Consider the following 15,402-nt stretch of genomic DNA (forward strand, 5'->3'; position numbering starts at 1 on the left):
AGCTAACGAAAGAGGTTATAGCAGTGGCTAAGGAAAAGTTTGAACGTTCCAAACCGCACGTAAACGTCGGCACCATCGGTCACGTTGACCACGGCAAGACCACCCTGACCGCGGCCCTGACCCGCGTGTCCGCCGAGGTGTTCGGTGGCGACGCCCGTGCCTTCGACTCCATCGACAACGCTCCGGAAGAGCGTGAGCGCGGTATCACCATCTCTACCGCTCACGTTGAGTACCAGTCCGAGCAGCGTCACTACGCTCACGTCGACTGCCCGGGTCACGCCGACTACGTCAAGAACATGATCACCGGTGCTGCCCAGATGGACGGCGCTATCCTGGTCTGTTCTGCTGCCGACGGCCCCATGCCGCAGACTCGCGAGCACATCCTGCTGTCTCGTCAGGTCGGCGTGCCGTACATCGTCGTGTTCCTGAACAAGGCCGACATGGTCGACGACGAAGAGCTGCTCGAGCTGGTCGAGATGGAAGTTCGTGAACTCCTCAACGAGTACGACTTCCCGGGCGACGACACCCCGATCATCATCGGCTCTGCCCTGATGGCTCTGGAAGGCAAGGACGACAACGGCATGGGTACCACCGCCGTTGCCAACCTGATCAAGGCCCTGGACGACTACATCCCGGAGCCGGAGCGTGCCATCGACCAGCCGTTCCTGATGCCGATCGAAGACGTCTTCTCCATCTCCGGCCGCGGCACCGTGGTCACCGGCCGTATCGAGCGCGGTATCGTCAAGGCTGGCGAAGAGATCGAGATCGTCGGTATCAAGGACACCACCAAGACCACCGTTACCGGTGTCGAGATGTTCCGCAAGCTGCTCGACGAAGGTCGTGCCGGTGAGAACGTCGGCGCCCTGCTGCGCGGCACCAAGCGTGACGACGTCGAGCGTGGCCAGGTTCTGGCCAAGCCGGGTTCCATCACTCCGCACACCAAGTTCGAAGCGGAAGTGTATGTGCTGTCCAAGGAGGAGGGTGGTCGTCACACGCCGTTCTTCAAGGGCTATCGTCCGCAGTTCTACTTCCGTACCACCGACGTGACCGGTACCTGTGAACTGCCGGAAGGCGTCGAGATGGTCATGCCGGGCGACAACGTCAAGATGGTTGTCACCCTGATCGCTCCGATCGCCATGGAAGACGGCCTGCGCTTCGCCATCCGCGAAGGCGGTCGTACCGTCGGCGCCGGCGTCGTGGCCAAGATCGTCGAGTAAGCTTGACCGCTCGATGATCGAAGGGGGCTCCTCCAGGAGCCCCCTTTCTGCGCATGCCGCTTCCAGTGTTTGACTCTGGTGGCGGCCATGCCTATAATGCGCATCCTTTGAATGCGTAGGTAGGCGGCAACTGCCGTCGACTTCCATTGGAGTTTAGGGCTAATGCAGAACCAGAAGATTCGCATTCGGTTGAAGGCATTCGACCATCGCCTGATCGACCAGTCCACGGCGGAGATCGTTGAAACCGCCAAGCGTACTGGTGCTCAGGTGCGCGGTCCGATCCCGCTGCCGACCAACCGTGAGCGCTACACCGTGCTGATCTCGCCGCACGTCAACAAGGACGCGCGCGACCAGTACGAGATCCGCACTCACAAGCGTGTGCTCGACATCGTCGAACCCACCGAAAAGACCGTCGACGCACTGATGAAGCTCGACCTCGCCGCCGGCGTGGACGTGCAGATCAAACTCGACTAAGACCTCACTAGTCACTGCGGCCCAGCGCCTAGCGAATTCGTTTAGGCAGCAGCCGCCACGCCGGGATGGCGTCACACAATGTGCTAGTGGAATGCTCTGGAAAGGGCAGCCATAGCGGGTGATAGCCCCGTACACTATTAGGAGACTGAACATGACTATCGGTTTGCTCGGTAAGAAGGCCGGTATGACCCGTGTCTTTACCGAAGATGGCGCTTCCGTGCCAGTAACCGTGATCGAGGTTGAGCCTAACCGCGTGACTCGCGTCAAGTCCGTCGATGTCGACGGCTACGCCGCGGTTCAGGTGACTACCGGCTCCCGCAAGGCCAAGCACCTCACCAAAGCCCAGGCGGGTCAATTCGCCAAGGCGGGTGTCGAGGCCGGCCGCACCCTGATGGAGTTCCGCCTCGCCGAAGGCGATGAGGCTCCGGAAGTGGGCGGCGAACTCACCGTATCCCTCTTCGAAGCTGGTCAGAAGATCGACGTGACCGGCACCTCCAAGGGCAAGGGCTTCCAGGGCGCCGTCAAGCGCTGGAACTTCCGCACCCAGGACAACAGCCACGGCAACTCTCTTTCCCACCGTGCACCGGGTTCCATCGGCATGTGCCAGACCCCGGGTCGCGTCTTCAAGGGCAAGAAGATGGCCGGCCAGATGGGCAATGTGCGTTCTACCGTGCAGAGCCTGGAAGTCGTCCGTGTCGACGCCGAACGTAACCTGCTGCTGGTCAAGGGCGCCGTGCCCGGTGCCACCGGTAGTGACGTCATCGTGCGCAGTGCCGTGAAAGCTGGCTGAAGGGGATAACACCGATGAATCTGAATCTTGCTGCCGGCGCCGGCACCGTCGAAGTGTCCGACGTCACCTTTGGCAAAGAATTCAACGAAGCGCTGGTTCACCAGGTGGTCACCGCCTATCTGGCCGGTGGTCGTCAGGGCACCCGCGCCCAGAAGAACCGCTCCGACGTGCGTGGCGGCGGCAAGAAGCCGTGGCGTCAGAAGGGCACCGGTCGTGCCCGTGCCGGTACCATCCGTTCTCCGCTGTGGCGTAGTGGCGGCGTGACCTTCGCGGCGCGTCCCCAGGACTACACCCAAAAGGTCAACCGCAAGATGTACCGCGCGGCCATGCGTTCCATCCTCTCCGAGCTGGTTCGTCAGGAGCGCCTGGTGGCCGTCGAGGAGTTTGTCGTCGACGCGCCCAAGACCAAGCAGCTGGTCGCCAAGCTCGGCGAGCTGGGCCTGGAAAAGGTGCTGATCGTCACCGAAGAGGTCGACGAGAACCTGTACCTGGCCGCCCGCAACATCCCCAACGTGGATGTGGTGGACGTGGCTGCCGCCGACCCGGTGAGCCTGGTCGCCTTCGATAAGGTGCTGGCTACCGTTTCCGCCCTGCGCAAATTCGAGGAGAAGCTGGCATGAACCAGGAGCGTGTATTCAAGGTTCTGCTCGGTCCGCACATGACCGAGAAAGCCGCCTTCGCTGCCGAACGCAACCAGTACGTGTTCAAGGTGGCGGATGACGCGACCAAGCCGGAAATCAAGAAGGCCGTGCAGGCCCTGTTCGGCAAGAAGGTCGACCGTGTGCAGGTCCTGAACGTCAAGGGCAAGACCAAGCGCACCGCTCATGGCGTCGGCCAGCGTAAGGGTTACCGCAAGGCGTACGTGACCCTGGCCGCGGGCGAGACGCTCGAAGACTTCTCTGGCACCGAATAAGGGCAGGAGCACGGATCATGGCAGTAGTCAAGACTAAACCCACCTCCGCCGGTCGTCGTCACCTGATCAAGGTGGTCAACGACGAGCTGCACAAGGGTCGTGGTTATGCCCCGCTGCTCGAGAAGAAGTCTCGCAGCGGTGGTCGCAACAACAACGGTCGCATCACCACCCGTCACGTGGGCGGTGGCCACCGTCAGCACTATCGTCTGATCGATTTCAAGCGCACCAAGGATGGCGTTCCCGCCGTCGTCGAGCGCCTGGAATACGATCCGAACCGCAGTGCCCATATCGCACTGCTCAAGTACCTGGACGGCGAGCGTCGCTACATCATCGCGCCCAAGGGCGTGAAGGCCGGCGATACCCTCGAGTCTGGGGTCAATGCGGCGATCAAGAAGGGCAACGCCCTGCCGCTGCGCAACGTCCCGCTGGGCTCCACGGTGCACTGTATCGAGCTGAAGCCGGGCAAGGGCGCGCAGATCGCTCGCAGCGCCGGTACCAGCGCTCAGCTGGTGGCTCGCGAAGGCAACTACGCCACCCTGCGTCTGCGCTCCGGCGAGATGCGCAAGGTGCTGGCCGAGTGCCGCGCCACCCTGGGCGAGGTGAGCAACTCCGAGCACAGCCTGCGCCAACTCGGCAAGGCCGGTGCCAAGCGCTGGCGTGGCGTGCGTCCGACGGTTCGCGGTGTCGCCATGAACCCGGTGGATCACCCCCACGGTGGTGGTGAAGGTCGCACCAGCGGTGGCCGTCACCCGGTCACTCCCTGGGGCGTGCCCACCAAGGGTCACAAGACTCGCAAGAACAAGCGCACCGACGCACTGATCGTTCGTCGCCGCAAGGCCAAGTAACAGACATTAAGGGGTAACGGCTGTGCCACGTTCACTGAAGAAAGGTCCTTTTATTGACCTTCATCTGCTGAAGAAGGTTGAGGCTGCAGTGGAGAAGAACGACCGCAAACCGATCAAGACCTGGTCGCGTCGTTCCATGATCCTGCCGAACATGGTTGGGCTCACCATTGCCGTCCATAACGGACGCCAACACGTCCCGGTTCACATCTCCGAGGAAATGGTTGGCCACAAGCTGGGCGAATTCGCTGCAACCCGCACTTATCGCGGTCATGCGGCGGACAAGAAAGCCAAACGGTAAGCCAGAGAGGATTGAGAGATGGAAGTCACTGCTAAGCTGCGTGGCGCTCGTTTATCCGCCCAGAAGGCCCGTTTGGTGGCTGACCAGGTGCGCGGTAAGCCTGTCGCCGAGGCGCTGGACCTGCTGACCTTCTCACCGAAGAAGGCCGCCAAGCTGGTCAAGAAGGTGCTGCAGTCCGCCATTGCGAATGCGGAAGAAAACAACGGCATGGACATCGACGAGCTGCGTGTCTCGACCATCTGTGTCGATGAGGGCATGACGCTCAAGCGTATCAAGCCGCGGGCCAAGGGCCGTGCGGACCGTATCTTGAAGCGCACTTGCCACATCACCGTCAAGGTAGCCGAGAAGTAGGAGTCGACCAGATGGGTCAGAAAGTCAATCCAACAGGTATTCGGCTGGGTATCGTCAAAGACCATACCTCTGTCTGGTACGCCGAGCGCGGTGCCTACGCCGATAAACTGAATAACGATCTCGAAGTGCGCCGCTTCCTGGAAGAGCGTCTCAAGAACGCTTCCGTGAGCCGCATCACCATCGAGCGTCCCGCGAACAACGCTCGTATCACCATTCACACCGCCCGTCCGGGCATCGTGATTGGCAAGAAGGGCGAAGACGTCGATCGTCTGCGCCGCGAGGTCACCGCGATGATGGGCGTGCCCGTGCACGTCAACATCGAGGAAGTTCGCAAGCCGGAACTGGACGCCATGCTGGTCGCCCAGAACATCGCCGGTCAGCTGGAGCGTCGCGTGATGTTCCGTCGCGCCATGAAGCGCGCCGTGCAGAACGCCATGCGCCTCGGCGCCGGTGGTATCAAGGTGCAGCTGTCCGGTCGCCTGGGTGGCGCCGAGATCGCTCGTACCGAGTGGTACCGCGAGGGTCGAGTTCCGCTGCATACCCTGCGTGCGGACATCGACTACGCCACCTTCGAAGCTCAGACCACCTACGGCATCATCGGTGTCAAGGTGTGGGTCTTCAAGGGTGAAATCCTCGGGGGCATCGAAGAGGTTCGCGCCAAGGCCAAACAGCCGCAGGCCGCGCCCTCCAAGAAGAAAGGTTCCAGGTAAGGGGAGAGCGAGTCGATGTTACAACCTAAGCGCATGAAATTCCGCAAGATGCAGAAGGGCCGCAACCGTGGCCTGGCGCATCGCGGTAGCAAGGTCAGCTTCGGCGAGTATGGCCTCAAGGCCACCGGCCGTGGTCGTGTGACCGCGCGTCAGATCGAAGCCGGTCGTCGTGCCATCACTCGTCACGTCAAGCGTGGTGGCAAGATCTGGATCCGTGTGTTCCCGGACAAGCCGATCTCCAAGAAGCCCCTCGAAGTCCGTATGGGTAAGGGTAAGGGCTCCGTGGAGTACTGGGTCGCCCAGATCCAGCCGGGTCGGATCCTGTACGAGATCGAAGGTGTTTCTGAAGAGCTGGCTCGTGAGGCCTTCCGCCTGGCCGCTCAGAAGTTCCCGGTCTCCACCACCTTTGTGAAACGGACGGTGATGTGATGAACGCCCAGGAAATTCGTGAAAAGTCAGTCGAAGAGCTGAACGCACAGCTCCTCGATCTCCTCCGCGAGCAGTTCAACCTGCGCATGCAGAAGGCTACCGGCCAACTGAGCCAGACTCATCTGCTCAAGCAGGTCCGTCGGGATATTGCCCGTGTGAAGACTGTGCTCAACGAGAAGGCAGGTGATTGAGATGGCCGAAGAAAAGAAAGCCCGTACGCTCACCGGCAAGGTGGTGAGCGACAAGATGGACAAGTCCATCGTCGTTATGATCGAGCGCCGCGAGCGTCATCCGATCTACGGCAAGTACATGAAGCGCTCCACCAAACTGCACGCCCATGATGAGGCGAACCAGGCCAAGGCTGGGGATACGGTTTCCATTCAGGAATGCCGTCCGCTGTCCAAGAAGAAGGCCTGGACGCTGGTTGAAGTGGTCGAGCAGGCCAAGGGCTAAGGCTCGGCAAGCGACTTCGTAACCAGTGCAGTCAGATTAGGTTTGGAGAAAACCGATGATTCAGACTCAGACAATGCTGGATGTCGCCGACAACAGCGGGGCGCGCCGGGTGCAATGCATCAAGGTGCTCGGTGGCTCACACCGCCGCTATGCCCGTGTCGGTGACATCATCAAAGTCACGGTGAAAGAAGCCATCCCGCGTGGCAAGGTCAAGAAGGGCCAGGTGCTGAAGGCGGTGGTGGTTCGCACCCGTAGTGGTGTACGCCGTTCCGACGGCTCGCTGATCCGCTTCGACGGCAATGCGGCGGTTCTGTTGAACAACACCAACGAGCAGCCGATTGGTACTCGTATCTTCGGGCCGGTGACTCGTGAGCTTCGTACCGAGAAGTTCATGAAGATCATTTCCCTGGCGCCCGAAGTGCTGTAAGGAGCGAGGCGGACATGCAAAAGATCAAACGTGACGATGAAGTGATCGTCATCGCTGGCAAGGACAAGGGCAAGCGCGGCACCGTCAAGCGGGTTCTCGAAAACCGCTTCGTGGTGTCCGGTGTGAACATGATCAAGCGTCACACCAAGCCGAATCCCATGGCTGGCAATCAGGGCGGTATCGTCGAGCGCGAGGCGCCGATTCACGCGTCCAACGTAGCCATCTTCAACCAGGAGACCGGTAAGGCAGATCGCGTCGGCTTCCAGGTTAAGGAAGACGGTTCCAAGGTACGTATCTACAAGTCGACGCAGACGCAGATCGACGCCTAACGCGAGTCGGGTAGCAAAATGGCGAACTTGAAAGAACGTTATCAGAACGAGGTGGTGGCTCAACTCAAAGAGCAGTTCAGCTACGCCAACGTGATGCAGGTGCCCCGAGTCACCAAGGTGACCCTCAACATGGGCATCGGCGATGCGACCAGCGATAAAAAGCTGATCGAAAACGCCATCGGCGACCTGGAGAAGCTCTCCGGTCAGAAGCCGGTGATTACTAAGGCGCGTAAGTCCATCGCGGGCTTCAAGGTGCGTGAAGGTTGGCCGATCGGGATCAAGGTCACGCTGCGCAGTGAGCGCATGTGGGACTTCCTGGATCGCCTGGTGAACATCGCGATCCCCCGCGTTCGTGACTTCCGTGGTCTCAACCCGAAGTCCTTCGACGGTCGTGGCAACTACTCCATGGGGGTGCGTGAGCAGATCATCTTCCCGGAGATCGAGTATGATAAAATCGATCAAGTCCGTGGCCTGGATGTGACCATCACCACCACTGCCAACACCGATGAAGAAGGCCGTGCGCTGCTCAGCGCGCTGAACTTCCCGTTCAAGAAATAAGGGTGGGATCATGGCAAAGAAAAGCATGATTGAGCGCGAACTCAAGCGTACCAAGCTCGTTGCTAAGTACGCTGAGAAGCGCGCGGCTCTCAAGGCCATCATTAATGACGTCAACGCTTCCGATGAAGAGCGCTTCGACGCCACGCTGAAGTTGCAGCAGCTGCCGCGTGACTCCAGCCCGGTGCGTCAGCGTAACCGCTGCCGCGTCACCGGCCGTCCGCACGGCTACTACAACAAGTTCGGCCTCGGCCGTAACAAGCTGCGTGAAGCCGCCATGCGTGGCGATGTCCCTGGGCTGAAGAAGTCCAGCTGGTAAGCCACGTAGAAACATCAGGAGCGCAACGTAATGAGCATGCAAGATACGCTGGCGGATATGTTCACCCGTATCCGCAATGCGCAGATGGCCACCAAGGAGACGGTCACCATGCCGTCCTCCAAGCTCAAGGTCGAGCTGGCCCGCGTATTGAAGGAAGAGGGTTATGTCTCTGACTTCGCCGTCGCCGAAGGCGCCAAGCCCGAGCTGACCGTGACCCTCAAGTACTTCGAGGGTAAGCCGGTCATCGAGCACATCCAGCGGGTGTCCAAGCCGTCCCTGCGCCAGTACAAGGGCAAGGACGCGCTGCCGAAGGTCGCCGACGGCCTGGGCGTGGCGATCGTTTCCACCTCCAAGGGCGTGATGACCGACCGTGCCGCGCGTCAGGCCGGTATCGGTGGCGAAGTCCTCTGCACCGTATTCTAGGAGTTTGGAATGTCACGCGTAGCCAAATATCCGGTTAAATTGCCCGCTGGCGTCGAGTTCAAGCTCGACGGTGACCAGCTGAGCGTCAAGGGTAGCCAGGGCACCCTCTCCATGACCGTGCACCCCGATGTGGTGATCGGTCAGGAAGAGGGCCAGGTGACCTTCGCGCCGAGCGAGTCCGCCAAGAGCTGGGCAATGGTCGGTACTACCCGCGCACTGGTCCAGAACCTGGTTACCGGTGTGTCCGAGGGCTTCACCAAGTCCCTCGAGATCAATGGCGTCGGTTACCGGGCTCAGGCCAAGGGCCAGACGCTGAACCTGACACTGGGCTTCTCCCACCCGGTCGATTACACGCTGCCTGACGGTGTCGTGGCGGAAACGCCCAAGAACACCACCATCGTGCTGAAAAGCGCGGACAAGCAGAAGCTCGGCCAGGTCGCCGCGGAAATCCGCGCCTTCCGTCCGCCCGAGCCCTACAAGGGCAAGGGTATCCGGTACGGCGACGAGCAGGTCCGCCGCAAAGAAGCCAAGAAGAAGTAAGGCAGGGTTATGAACGCGAAGAAAGAATCTCGTCTCCGTCGTGCCCGCCGCGCTCGCGCCAAGATTCGCGAGCTGGGCGTGTATCGCCTGTGCGTCAACCGTACTCCCCGCCACATCTATGCGCAGATCATCTCGCCGGATGGTGGTAAGGTGCTGGCCAGCGCTTCCACGCTGGACAAGTCCCTGCGTGAGGGTGCGACCGGTAACGCCGACGCCGCCGCCAAGGTCGGCGCGCTGATTGCCGAACGCGCGAAGGAAGCAGGCATCACCCAGGTGGCCTTCGATCGTGCTGGCTTCCAGTATCACGGTCGCGTCAAGGCTCTGGCCGACGCCGCTCGTGAAGGCGGCCTGGATTTCTAAAGGGTTTTTACGATGGCGAAGAACGAACAGCAAAACGGCGATCTGCAGGAAAAGCTCGTGCAGGTCAACCGTGTCGCCAAGGTGGTCAAGGGTGGCCGTATCTTCGGTTTCACCGCTCTGACCGTCGTGGGCGATGGCAATGGTCGTGTGGGCTTCGGTCGTGGCAAGGCGCGTGAAGTGCCGGTCGCGATCCAGAAGGCCATGGACCAGGCGCGCCGCAACATGGTCAAGGTGACCCTGGCTGGTCATACCCTGCAGTACCCGGTCAAGGCTCGTCATGGCGCCTCCAAGGTGTTCATGCAGCCGGCCTCCGAGGGTACCGGTATCATCGCCGGTGGCGCCATGCGCTCCGTGCTCGAACTGGCCGGCGTCCAGGACGTCCTGGCCAAGTGCTACGGCTCCACTAACCCGGTGAACGTGGTGCGTGCGACCGTCAAGGGTCTCGCCTCCATGCAGTCGCCGGACGACATCGCCGCCAAGCGCGGTCTGTCTGTCGAAGCGATCACGGGGTAAGACACCATGGCAGCGACACTCAAGGTTACCCAGGTCCGCAGCACCATCGGCATCCTGCCCAAGCACAAGGCCACCATGAAAGGCCTCGGGCTGCGCCGTATCGGTCACTCGGTCGAACTGGAAGACACCCCTGCCGTTCGCGGCATGATCCACAAGGTTAACTACCTTGTGCGTGTTGAGGGAGAGTAATCCATGAAACTCAATAGCCTGAGCCCGGCTCCGGGCTCCAAGCACGCCGAAAAGCGTGTTGGTCGTGGCATTGGCTCCGGTCTGGGCAAGACCGGCGGCCGCGGCCACAAGGGCCAGAAGTCTCGTAGCGGCGGCAGCGTCAAGCCCGGCTTCGAGGGTGGTCAGATGCCGCTGCAGCGGCGTCTGCCGAAGTTCGGCTTCACCTCCATGAAGTCCCTGGTCTCCGAAGAGGTCCGCCTCTTCGAACTGGCCAAGGTCGCGGGCGACGAAGTCACCCTGGAGACCCTGAAGCAGGCCAACGTGCTCAAGGACGCCACGCAATTCGCGAAGGTGATCCTCTCCGGCGAACTGAACAAGGCGGTCACCGTTCGCGGCCTCAAGGTCACCAAGGGTGCCCGTGCCGCGATCGAAGCCGCCGGTGGCAAGGTAGAGGACTAAATGGCTAAGTCAGGAAACATGCCGGCGATGGGCAGCGGTCTGAGTGAACTGTGGGCGCGTTTGCGCTTCGTGCTCCTCGCCATCGTGGTGTACCGAATCGGTGCCCACATCCCCGTGCCCGGTATCAATCCTGACCAGCTTGCTGCCTTGTTCAGGGAGCAGCAGGGCACCATCCTGGGCATGTTCAACATGTTCTCGGGTGGCGCCCTGGAGCGCATGAGCATCTTCGCCCTGGGCATCATGCCCTATATCTCGGCGTCGATTATCATGCAGCTGCTGACCGCGGTCTCGCCCCATCTTGAGCAGCTCAAGAAGGAGGGCGAGGCCGGTCGCCGCAAGATTAGCCAGTACACCCGCTATGGCACCGTGGTGCTGGCCTTCGTTCAGGCCGTCGGCATGTCCGTCGGCCTGGCGGGGCAGGGCATCGCCTATACGCCTGACTTCAGCTTCTATTTCACCGCCGTGACGACCTTCGTGGCCGGGGCGGTGTTCATGATGTGGCTGGGTGAGCAGATTACCGAGAAGGGCATCGGCAACGGCATCTCGCTGCTGATCTTCGCCGGTATCGTCGCGGGTCTGCCCGGCGCCGTGGGGCAGGCCTTCGAGCTGGCCCGCAACGAAGGCGCCTGGAATGTCCTGCCGCTGCTGGCCCTGACGGTGCTGGGTGTGGCCACCGTGGCCTTCGTGGTGTTTATCGAGCGCGGTCAGCGTCGCATCACCGTGAACTATCCGCGGCGTCAGGTCGGCAACAAGATGTACGCCGGCCAGAGCAGCTACCTCCCCCTGAAGGTGAACATGGCCGGCGTGATTCCGGCGATCTTCGCCTCCAGCATCCTGCTGTTCCCGGCGTCGCTGGGACAGTGGGTCAGTGCGGGAGAAGGGCTCGACTGGCTGCAGGCGGCTTCCCTGGCCCTGGGCCCGGGTCAACCCCTGTACATCTTGCTTTTCGCCGCGGCGGTGGTATTCTTCTGCTTCTTTTACACAGCGCTGGTCTTCAACCCCAAGGACGTCGCCGACAACCTCAAGAAGTCGGGAGCCTTCCTGCCGGGGATCCGGCCCGGCGAGCAGACCGCTCGCTATATCGATAAGGTCATGACGCGCTTGACCTTCTTCGGTGCCATCTACATCACTGCGGTTTCCCTGATGCCCCAGTTCCTGATCGTGGCGTGGAACGTGCCGTTCTTCTTCGGCGGTACCTCGCTGTTGATCGTGGTGGTGGTCATCATGGACTTCATGGCTCAGGTGCAGTCGCATCTCATGTCGCACCAGTACGAGTCGGTGATGAAGAAGTCCAACCTGAAAGGCTACGGTAGCGGCGGCATCATGCGCTAAGGCGCGCCGTACGTGAATTGGAGAGAACGATGAAAGTTCGAGCTTCCGTAAAGAAAATGTGCCGTAACTGCAAGATCATTCGTCGCAATGGCGCCGTACGTGTCATCTGCAGCGAGCCGCGGCACAAGCAGCGTCAGGGCTAAGTCCTGACGGTTGCGACTCACCGGTGCCGGCATGCCCCTTGCCCTCCCGAGGGTAAAGGGGTATGCTGTTGCGCCTTTTGTAGTAGACCCAATCGAGCAAGCCGCTCAAATTTCGGAGAAAGCTGATGGCCCGTATTGCAGGCGTCAATATCCCGGACAACAAGCATGCGGCGATCTCGCTGACCTATATCTTCGGGATTGGCCGCACTCGTGCACAGGACATCTGTGCCGCGACCGGCATCGCGCCGACTACCAAGGTACACGAGCTCTCCAGCGACGAGCTGGACGCCCTGCGTGCTGAAGTCGGCAAGTACACCGTTGAAGGCGACCTTCGTCGTGATGTGACGCTGAACATCAAGCGTCTCATGGACCTGGGTTGCTATCGTGGTCTGCGTCATCGTCGTAGTCTTCCGCTGCGTGGTCAGCGTACCAAGACTAACGCGCGTACCCGCAAGGGCCCGCGTAAGCCGATTCGCAAATAATTACGCACGTTCTGGCGTTTAGACAGGAAGAAACATCAACATGGCTAACCCGCGTAGTAACCGTAAAAAGGTGAAAAAGCAGGTGGTGGATGCGGTCGCCCACATCCATGCCTCTTTTAACAACACGATCGTGACGATCACAGACCGCCAGGGCAATGCTCTCTCCTGGGCAACTGCCGGTGGTTCGGGTTTTCGTGGTTCTCGCAAGAGCACCCCGTTCGCTGCTCAAGTAGCAAGCGAGCGTGCAGCGACCGCTGCAGCCGAGTATGGTGTAAAGAACGTCGACGTGCTGGTCAAAGGCCCCGGTCCGGGCCGTGAGTCCGCCGTGCGCGCACTGAATGCCGCCGGTTTCCGCGTGCAGAGCATCACCGACGTGACGCCCATTCCCCACAATGGCTGCCGTCCGCCGAAGAAACGCCGCGTTTAAGGAGACAGACTCATGGCTCGTTATATTGGACCGAAGTGCAAACTGTCTCGTCGTGAAGGCACCGACCTCTTTCTGAAGAGCGGTGTCACTCCCTTCGAGAAGAAATGCAAATCCGAGCAGATCCCGGGTGTGCATGGCCAGCGCCGTCAGCGTCTTTCCGACTACGGCTTGCAGCTTCGCGAGAAGCAGAAGGTACGTCGTCTCTACGGCGTCCTCGAAAAGCAGTTCCGCAGCTACTACAAGGAAGCCGCCCGCCGCAAGGGCGCGACCGGTGAGGTGCTGCTGCAGCTGCTGGAATCCCGACTGGACAACGTCGTCTACCGCATGGGCTTTGGCTCCACTCGCGCCGAAGCGCGCCAGCTGGTCAGCCACAAGGCCATCGCCGTCAACGGCCGTACCGTCAACGTGGCCTCCTATCAGGTCAAGCCCGGTGACGTGGTGTCCGTACGTGAGAAGTCCAAGAACCAGGCGCGCATTCAGACTGCGCTGTCCATCGCCGCTAACCGCGGTGATATCGCCTGGATCGACGTCGACTCCAAGAAGATGGAAGGCACTTTCAAGGCTCTGCCTGAACGCGGCGACTTGTCTGCCGACATCAACGAAAACCTGATCGTCGAGCTGTACTCGAAGTAAGCCGCACCGCCGGATGCCCCGAGGGCATCCGGCCATCGAATTCGAGTATCCGTTTGGCAGCCTGAAAGGTGTTCTTATGCAGCGTTCAGTGACAGAGTTTCTCCGTCCTCGCGATATCAAGGTCGAAGAGATCAGCGCGCATCGTGCGAAGATCGTGCTCGAGCCCTTCGAGCGCGGCTTCGGCCATACCCTGGGGAATGCGCTGCGTCGCATCCTGCTCTCGTCCATGCCCGGCTGTGCCGTGGTGGAAGCCGAGATCGCCGGTGTCGAGCATGAATACAGCGCGATCGAAGGGGTTCAGGAAGATGTGATCGAGATCCTCCTCAACCTGAAGGACGTGGCGATCAAGATGCATAGCCGCGATGAGGCGGTGCTCTCGCTGAACAAGCAGGGCCCGGCCGTCATCACCGCGGGTGATATCGCCGTCGATCACGATGTCGAGATCGTCAACCCCGAGCACGTCATCGCCCACGTCAACGAAGGCGCCGAGCTGAAGATGCAGCTCAAGATCGCCCGCGGACGCGGTTACGAGCCGGCGGATGCTCGCGAGAGTGCGGATGATGAGTCACGCGCCATCGGTCGCCTGCAGCTGGATGCGACCTTCAGCCCCGTGCGTCGTGTTTCCTATGCCGTCGAGGCCGCGCGTGTCGAACAGCGCACCGACCTCGACAAGCTGATCATCGATCTGGAAACCGATGGCACCCTGGATCCGGAAGAGGCGATCCGTCGCAGCGCCACCATCCTGCAAGAGCAGCTGAGTGCGTTCGTCGACCTGGAAGCCGACAAGGAACAGGAAGTGGAAGAGGAAGAGGATCAGATCGATCCCATCCTGCTGCGCCCCGTAGACGATCTCGAGTTGACCGTCCGCAGTGCCAACTGCCTGAAGGCCGAGAACATCTACTACATCGGTGATCTGATTCAGCGTACCGAAGTGGAGCTGCTGAAGACGCCGAATCTCGGCAAGAAGTCCCTGAATGAGATCAAGGACGTGTTGGCGGCACGCGGTCTGTCCCTGGGCATGCGCCTGGAAAACTGGCCGCCGGCCAGTCTGAAGGACGACAAGGCCTCCGCGTGAGTGTCGACTCGAGTCCCAGTTTGGTAAGGAATCACAACCATGCGTCATCGTAAGAGTGGTCGCCACCTGAATCGTACGAGCTCGCACCGCAAGGCCATGTTCAAGAACATGTGCGTTTCGCTGGTCGAGCACGAAGTGATCAAGACAACCCTGCCCAAGGCCAAGGAACTGCGTCGTCATATCGAGCCGCTGATCACCCTGGCCAAGCAGGATAGCGTTGCCAACCGTCGTCTGGCCTTCAGCCGCACCCGCTCCAAAGAAGCGGTCGGCAAGCTCTTCAACGAGCTGGGTCCGCGTTACGTCGAGCGTCCGGGTGGTTACATCCGTATTCTCAAGTGCGGCTTCCGCACCGGCGACAACGCCCCCATGGCCATCGTCGAGCTCGTCGACCGTCCGGTCGTCGAGGAGGTCGAGGAAGCCGCCGAGGAGTGATCCCCGGTGGGCCCCCGGCCCGGCAATGACAGAAAAACCGGCTCCCTTCGGGGGCCGGTTTTTTTCGTTAGTCAGGCAGTGCGCGGGTTCGGGGGCGGGGCGTCGCAGCGCGGGCTCGCGATCCCGGGAACGAAACCCTGGGGCCGCGCTTGCCGCCTGCGCGTCGCGGGACAACATAATCCCTCACGAGTCCCGCTCGCTCGCCATCCCTGGCGAGCGCCGCGCGCGGCTGCGCTAGGCCCCAGCGTTCCCGGTAATACTCGCTCTCCCTGTGCTCCGGCGCCTGCCTCCCGGCCAGCGTGGCC

General features: G+C 61.1%; 29 protein-coding genes. All 29 read left to right on the forward strand.

All coding sequences use genetic code 11. From position 1 onward, the window contains the following. The first annotated feature begins 23 nt into the window (after nucleotides 1–23). Nucleotides 24–1,217: an elongation factor Tu gene (gene tuf / locus IHD13_RS12625; protein ID WP_195861407.1), complete on the forward strand. Its 1,194-nt coding sequence runs from the start codon at nucleotides 24–26 to the stop codon at nucleotides 1,215–1,217. A gap of 162 nt (nucleotides 1,218–1,379) precedes the next feature. After that, nucleotides 1,380–1,691 (forward strand): 30S ribosomal protein S10, encoded by a 312-nt coding sequence (gene rpsJ / locus IHD13_RS12630; RefSeq protein WP_134846622.1) that lies wholly within the window; start codon nucleotides 1,380–1,382, stop codon nucleotides 1,689–1,691. A gap of 151 nt (nucleotides 1,692–1,842) precedes the next feature. Next, nucleotides 1,843–2,481: a 50S ribosomal protein L3 gene (rplC, locus tag IHD13_RS12635; protein WP_195861408.1), complete on the forward strand. Its 639-nt coding sequence runs from the start codon at nucleotides 1,843–1,845 to the stop codon at nucleotides 2,479–2,481. A gap of 14 nt (nucleotides 2,482–2,495) precedes the next feature. Next, nucleotides 2,496–3,101, forward strand: coding sequence for a 50S ribosomal protein L4 (gene rplD / locus IHD13_RS12640; protein WP_195861409.1), 606 nt, complete (start codon nucleotides 2,496–2,498; stop codon nucleotides 3,099–3,101). Further along, the gene (rplW, locus tag IHD13_RS12645) at nucleotides 3,098–3,394 is read left to right on the forward strand and encodes a 50S ribosomal protein L23 (protein WP_146803732.1); all 297 of its coding nucleotides are present in this window, start codon (nucleotides 3,098–3,100) and stop codon (nucleotides 3,392–3,394) included. Before rplD ends, rplW begins: the two co-directional genes overlap by 4 nt. Before the next feature lie 17 nt (nucleotides 3,395–3,411). Beyond that, entirely contained in the window at nucleotides 3,412–4,239 is an 828-nt protein-coding gene (rplB, locus tag IHD13_RS12650; protein ID WP_195861410.1) for a 50S ribosomal protein L2, read from the forward strand. Between the two features lie 22 nt (nucleotides 4,240–4,261). Then, nucleotides 4,262–4,537 (forward strand): 30S ribosomal protein S19, encoded by a 276-nt coding sequence (gene rpsS / locus IHD13_RS12655; protein ID WP_195861411.1) that lies wholly within the window; start codon nucleotides 4,262–4,264, stop codon nucleotides 4,535–4,537. An 18-nt stretch (nucleotides 4,538–4,555) separates the two neighbouring features. Beyond that, entirely contained in the window at nucleotides 4,556–4,888 is a 333-nt protein-coding gene (rplV, locus tag IHD13_RS12660) for a 50S ribosomal protein L22 (RefSeq protein ID WP_010626471.1), read from the forward strand. Nucleotides 4,889–4,899: 11 nt separating this feature from the next. After that, complete coding sequence (rpsC, locus tag IHD13_RS12665; protein ID WP_195861412.1) at nucleotides 4,900–5,598, forward strand: 30S ribosomal protein S3; 699 nt, start codon at nucleotides 4,900–4,902, stop codon at nucleotides 5,596–5,598. Between the two features lie 15 nt (nucleotides 5,599–5,613). Continuing rightward, nucleotides 5,614–6,027: a 50S ribosomal protein L16 gene (rplP, locus tag IHD13_RS12670; protein ID WP_146803728.1), complete on the forward strand. Its 414-nt coding sequence runs from the start codon at nucleotides 5,614–5,616 to the stop codon at nucleotides 6,025–6,027. Further along, nucleotides 6,027–6,218, forward strand: a complete 192-nt coding sequence (rpmC, locus tag IHD13_RS12675; protein ID WP_146803727.1) for a 50S ribosomal protein L29 — start codon at nucleotides 6,027–6,029, stop codon at nucleotides 6,216–6,218. Before rplP ends, rpmC begins: the two co-directional genes overlap by 1 nt. A 1-nt stretch (nucleotide 6,219) precedes the next feature. After that, the gene (rpsQ, locus tag IHD13_RS12680; protein WP_195861455.1) at nucleotides 6,220–6,480 is read left to right on the forward strand and encodes a 30S ribosomal protein S17; all 261 of its coding nucleotides are present in this window, start codon (nucleotides 6,220–6,222) and stop codon (nucleotides 6,478–6,480) included. Between the two features lie 55 nt (nucleotides 6,481–6,535). Next, complete coding sequence (rplN, locus tag IHD13_RS12685; RefSeq protein ID WP_010626476.1) at nucleotides 6,536–6,907, forward strand: 50S ribosomal protein L14; 372 nt, start codon at nucleotides 6,536–6,538, stop codon at nucleotides 6,905–6,907. 14 nt (nucleotides 6,908–6,921) lie between these two features. Next, on the forward strand, nucleotides 6,922–7,236 hold the full coding sequence (gene rplX, locus IHD13_RS12690; protein ID WP_146803725.1) for a 50S ribosomal protein L24: 315 nt from the start codon (nucleotides 6,922–6,924) through the stop codon (nucleotides 7,234–7,236). A gap of 18 nt (nucleotides 7,237–7,254) precedes the next feature. Continuing rightward, complete coding sequence (gene rplE, locus IHD13_RS12695) at nucleotides 7,255–7,794, forward strand: 50S ribosomal protein L5 (RefSeq protein WP_195861413.1); 540 nt, start codon at nucleotides 7,255–7,257, stop codon at nucleotides 7,792–7,794. A gap of 10 nt (nucleotides 7,795–7,804) precedes the next feature. Next, nucleotides 7,805–8,110, forward strand: a complete 306-nt coding sequence (rpsN, locus tag IHD13_RS12700; RefSeq protein ID WP_146803723.1) for a 30S ribosomal protein S14 — start codon at nucleotides 7,805–7,807, stop codon at nucleotides 8,108–8,110. Between the two features lie 30 nt (nucleotides 8,111–8,140). Further along, nucleotides 8,141–8,533 carry a 30S ribosomal protein S8 gene (gene rpsH, locus IHD13_RS12705; RefSeq protein WP_195861414.1) on the forward strand — a complete coding sequence of 131 codons (393 nt, stop codon included), beginning with the start codon at nucleotides 8,141–8,143 and terminating at the stop codon, nucleotides 8,531–8,533. Between the two features lie 9 nt (nucleotides 8,534–8,542). Further along, the gene (gene rplF, locus IHD13_RS12710; RefSeq protein ID WP_195861415.1) at nucleotides 8,543–9,073 is read left to right on the forward strand and encodes a 50S ribosomal protein L6; all 531 of its coding nucleotides are present in this window, start codon (nucleotides 8,543–8,545) and stop codon (nucleotides 9,071–9,073) included. A 9-nt stretch (nucleotides 9,074–9,082) separates the two neighbouring features. Then, a complete protein-coding gene (rplR, locus tag IHD13_RS12715) occupies nucleotides 9,083–9,433 on the forward strand; it encodes a 50S ribosomal protein L18 (protein ID WP_146803720.1) in 351 nt (116 codons plus the stop codon). Nucleotides 9,434–9,445: 12 nt separating this feature from the next. Then, nucleotides 9,446–9,946, forward strand: coding sequence for a 30S ribosomal protein S5 (gene rpsE / locus IHD13_RS12720; protein WP_195861416.1), 501 nt, complete (start codon nucleotides 9,446–9,448; stop codon nucleotides 9,944–9,946). Nucleotides 9,947–9,952: 6 nt separating this feature from the next. Further along, nucleotides 9,953–10,135 carry a 50S ribosomal protein L30 gene (gene rpmD, locus IHD13_RS12725; protein WP_146803718.1) on the forward strand — a complete coding sequence of 61 codons (183 nt, stop codon included), beginning with the start codon at nucleotides 9,953–9,955 and terminating at the stop codon, nucleotides 10,133–10,135. A gap of 3 nt (nucleotides 10,136–10,138) precedes the next feature. After that, a complete protein-coding gene (rplO, locus tag IHD13_RS12730; RefSeq protein WP_195861417.1) occupies nucleotides 10,139–10,573 on the forward strand; it encodes a 50S ribosomal protein L15 in 435 nt (144 codons plus the stop codon). Continuing rightward, nucleotides 10,574–11,905 (forward strand): preprotein translocase subunit SecY, encoded by a 1,332-nt coding sequence (gene secY / locus IHD13_RS12735; protein WP_195861418.1) that lies wholly within the window; start codon nucleotides 10,574–10,576, stop codon nucleotides 11,903–11,905. Between the two features lie 29 nt (nucleotides 11,906–11,934). Further along, entirely contained in the window at nucleotides 11,935–12,048 is a 114-nt protein-coding gene (gene rpmJ / locus IHD13_RS12740) for a 50S ribosomal protein L36 (RefSeq protein WP_008959154.1), read from the forward strand. A 125-nt stretch (nucleotides 12,049–12,173) separates the two neighbouring features. Continuing rightward, a complete protein-coding gene (rpsM, locus tag IHD13_RS12745; protein ID WP_195861419.1) occupies nucleotides 12,174–12,530 on the forward strand; it encodes a 30S ribosomal protein S13 in 357 nt (118 codons plus the stop codon). A gap of 40 nt (nucleotides 12,531–12,570) precedes the next feature. Next, nucleotides 12,571–12,957, forward strand: a complete 387-nt coding sequence (gene rpsK / locus IHD13_RS12750) for a 30S ribosomal protein S11 (RefSeq protein ID WP_146803714.1) — start codon at nucleotides 12,571–12,573, stop codon at nucleotides 12,955–12,957. Nucleotides 12,958–12,969: 12 nt separating this feature from the next. Next, the gene (gene rpsD, locus IHD13_RS12755; RefSeq protein ID WP_195861420.1) at nucleotides 12,970–13,590 is read left to right on the forward strand and encodes a 30S ribosomal protein S4; all 621 of its coding nucleotides are present in this window, start codon (nucleotides 12,970–12,972) and stop codon (nucleotides 13,588–13,590) included. Nucleotides 13,591–13,666: 76 nt separating this feature from the next. Then, a complete protein-coding gene (locus tag IHD13_RS12760; RefSeq protein WP_195861421.1) occupies nucleotides 13,667–14,665 on the forward strand; it encodes a DNA-directed RNA polymerase subunit alpha in 999 nt (332 codons plus the stop codon). A gap of 39 nt (nucleotides 14,666–14,704) precedes the next feature. Then, nucleotides 14,705–15,097 (forward strand): 50S ribosomal protein L17, encoded by a 393-nt coding sequence (gene rplQ / locus IHD13_RS12765; protein ID WP_195861422.1) that lies wholly within the window; start codon nucleotides 14,705–14,707, stop codon nucleotides 15,095–15,097. Nucleotides 15,098–15,402: the final 305 nt, after the last annotated feature.

The sequence above is a fragment of the Halomonas sp. 328 genome, assembly GCF_015645095.1.
Taxonomy (GTDB): domain Bacteria; phylum Pseudomonadota; class Gammaproteobacteria; order Pseudomonadales; family Halomonadaceae; genus Bisbaumannia.